Genomic DNA, 3775 nt, shown 5'->3' with positions numbered 1-3775 from the left:
CCCGCCCCCGCCGCCCCCCCCCCCCCCGCGGCCCCCCGCCCCCCCCCGCCCCGCCCCCCCCCCCCCCCCCCCGAGACCGTGTCCGAGTCCGAGCTCATCCTTGATGACCTGCGCTGCTCGCGCTGCGGTCCGCTGCCGGAGCCGCTCCTCTGCCTTGGCCACAAAGCCGACGGCACGCCCGCCACTGACGCACCTGCGGCGATGGTCGCGCTCGACGCCGAACTCGGCCTCGCCGACGTGCTCGCCGCCGGGCCGCCGGTGCCGCGCTCACCGATGCCAGACCGCCGCGTTGCTGCGCGCCGTGGCCGACGACCTGGGTACCGGCAATGGGGAACACGGGCGCTGAAGCTTCCCTGGCAGGGCTCCAGTCCGGGGCGGTGCCGTGTTGTACCCCAGTGGTCTGCCTTGCGGGATGGGCTGGTCTAGTTCCAGCGGATGCCGAGTTCGGCGAGGCGTTTGGCGCGGTGGTGGGGACGTCGGCGCGGGGGCTGCGGCTGCTGGCGGGTCTTCACGGCGTTGCGGTGTCGTGTCCGGCCGGGGTGGGAGCGGGTGCGGCTCGTGGGGGGCGTCAGGCGGCTCCTGACGCGGCTCCTGCCCTGGCTCCTGACGCCGGCACCCCCGCCCTGGGAGACCGGTGGCATCTGCGCAGGTCAGCGGCCCTGTCAAGGCGCCCGGAAATTCTGCCAACCCTTTTGCGCGCCCCTTGTCCTCCTGTTTTGTGGGGGGTGGGGCGGGCGGTGGTGCGCTGTCGGGTCCTGGTGGTGGCCTGCGGCCAGCTCGTCGTTGTCCGGGTTGCTGCTGCGCGGTGCCGCCGCCTGGGAGTCCGCCGTCCGGCTCCGTGGTCGACTGTACGTCGCGGTCCGGCGTGACCACCGAACTCATGGCTCGAACGAGGCACCGACCGCCTTTGCCCGGCAGCCCGAACATCTTCCGGGCCTCTTCCTCGCGACGAACAGGTGCCGATAGGCCGTCACCTGGCGCCGAGGGATGCCGCAGAGGGTCGCGACATCCGCCAGGGCATGCTCCAGAACCGGCTCGTCCGTCTCCCGGCATGCGGCAAAACCAGTCGGGGCAAGCCCGAACGCGACGCTGAGGGAACGGAGACGGCGACCAAGCTGAGGCATGGCCGCCACCCTCGCACATGGCTTGATCAACATGAAGTCCAAGCGACAAGCTGCAGCCGACGGCCCTCCGCCCACCAAGCGAAGGGCCATCACCGTCGAGCGCCGTCCGGCCCGCCGTCCTGCCGCCCCGCTGCCGCCGTTCCGTCATCGTTCCGTCGCCGGGCGGCTGCTGCGCTCTGCCGCCGGGTGCCGGTGTGGTGCCGTCCGGTGGTCCTGGCCGGGCCGGCTCGACGGGCCGGGGCGGGCCCGGGGCGGGGCCTCCGGGGCGTCCGGGGCGCTGCTGGGGGGGCTGCGGGTCGGGCCGGGCCCGTTGTCGTCGCGGGGTGGCGTCCCCGCCTTCGCCGGGGCTGCCTTCGCCGGGCTGGTGCTGGTCCTGCGGGGTGCCGGGCCTGCTCGCGGTCCGGCCTGCTGCCGTCCTGCCGTTGGGGGTGCTGCTCGCCGTCCGGGCGGGGGTGTCGTTGTCTGGCTCCGGGAGGGGTGTTCGGTTTTGGCCCGGGCCGTCGTCGTCCTCGGCCGGGCGGCGGCCGGGTGGGCCTGGTCGTCGTCCTCGTCGGCCGCGGGCTGGAGCCGGTGGCGGTCGTCGGCTGGGGTGGCTGTGCGGAGGCGGGCGGCCTGGCGGCCCGGTGCGCCTGGCGGTGCGGGCGGCGGAGCGGGCCGGTGCGGAGGCGGCTGCGGCCGCCGTCCTGCCGGCCCGCCTTCGGCCCGTCCTGCCGGCCCGCCTTCGGCCCGCCCTGCTGCTGCCCGCCGCTGCCTTCCGTTGTCGGGGGGTGTGACCTGTTGGCGTTGTGGGGGTGGTTCGGGGTCCGGGCGCGGGGTGTGTGGGCGGGTTGGCGGGGGTTGTGGGTACGGCAGGATGCCGGGGCGGGGGTCGGGATTGGTGACTGTGTGTGGTGGTGGGGCTGGGTCGGGGGGCGGGTGGGTCCGTGTTCGGGGCGGTCTTCGGGTGGTTTTTCGGGGCCGGGTTTCGCGGTGTCGTTTCCTGCTGTTTTCGGTCGGTGTTTTGCAGCCGTTTTCACTGGCCTTTTCGAGGGTGGCGGCGGCGGGTTTCCGGTGGGTGGTTGCGGTGGGTGCGGTGCTGCTGCTGCGGTCCAGGGTCCGCCGGTCGTTCGGGTCGCTGCGCCGCCTTCGCCGGTCTCGGCGGTGCCCTGTTCGCCGGTCTTGCTGCGCTCCGGGGGCGCCGGTGGGGCTGCTGTCGTCCTGGTCGTGGGTCTGGTCCTGGTCGGCCGTCAGGCCGTCCCGGGGGAGGCCTGGGCGGCCGTGCCGGGCGGTGGTCCGGGGTTGTCGCGCTTGCTGTCGCGTCGCCTGTCGCGTTGGGGTGCTGTCGTGTGGTGTGACGTGGGCGGATACCCCTGGTGCCCTCTGTGTGGTCCGGGCGCGACAGGTGCCGTCCCGGCCCCGCCTTCGCCTGCTGGCCTCGGCGGTGCCCGCTCGCCGACCTCGCTGCGCTCCGGGGCGCCGGCGTCGCCTGCTGTCGTCCTGGTGGTGCTCCGGTCGGCTGTCAGGCCGTCCTGGCTGCTGTTGCCCGCGGGTCTCGGCGGTGCCCGCCGCGCTGTGCTGTTCCGTGGTGGTGCTGTGCGGGAGGACGTGGTCCTGGTGGTGGTTCTGGTCGGCCGCCAGGCCGTCCCGGCTGCCGTTGTCGGGTCGGTGTGCTGCGGCGCGCTGCTGCGCCGTCCCCTGGCGGTGCCGTCCTGCTGCGCGCTGTCGGCGTCTGCCGGCGTCGGTGCTGCCGTAGGCGGCCGGGGGCTGGTTCTGAGGGGGCTGCCGGGCCGGGCGGAGGCCGGGGGAGTTCGGGGGTGGTGCGGGGCCGTGCTGCGCACCTTTCCGGGGGGTGCCGTAGGCGGCCTGCGGGTCACTGTTTCTGTGAGGGCCCGGCGGGTGTTTGCGGGCTGTGTTGCGCGGTGCTGTTCGCCGTTTTCTGGGTTGGTGTTTGTGGTGGGCATTCCGTCAGGAATGCGTCGGGTGTACCGGATGTTCGCGGCTGGTGGGGAGGGAGGGGATTCCCGTGGGGGTTCGGCGTGGTTCCGGGGGTGTCCTTGTCGGGGTTCGGGGGCGGGTGCGGTGGTGTCGTCCCCGTGCGTTTTCCGGTGTCGTTCGCCCGGGTTTCCCGGTGTCCGTTCCCGTGTGTTTCCCGGCGGGGCGGTCCGGTGCCGCCCCCGTGTATATGGGTGGCCCCGTGCTGCGCCTTGTTCCGGTGTTTTGGGCCGGGGTGGGTTGTCGGGGGCCGGGGGCGTTTTCCGGCGCGGGGGTCTCTTCCGTGTCCGGGCCGCGGGAGGGCCCGGACACGGGGCATGGCAGGGGCCGGACACGGGCTGTGGGAGGGCCCGGGCACGGGGCTGCGGCAGGGGGCCCGGCAGGGGCCCCGGGGTGGGGTTGGTGCTGTTGTCGGGGATTCGCGTCACATCGTCAACGGGCCCCGGGGTGGCGGGGGAGGAGCCTGCTACCCGAAATTCGCGTCACATCGTCAACGGGCCCCGGGGTGGCGGGGGAGGAGCCTGCTACCCGAAATTCGCGTCACATCGTCAACGCGCGCCGGGCCGGGGCCGCAGGCCCCACCAAGTTGACACCCCGCCAGGGGGCCCGAACCCGCCCACCCATTCGCCGCAGGCGAATGGCCCCAGCCACCCCGCCCGGCGCAGCCGGGCCCCGAGGCG

This window comes from Kitasatospora sp. NPDC018619, assembly GCF_044391605.1.
Classification (GTDB): domain Bacteria; phylum Actinomycetota; class Actinomycetes; order Streptomycetales; family Streptomycetaceae; genus Kitasatospora.
Note: the sequence above shows the minus strand (reverse complement) of the source record.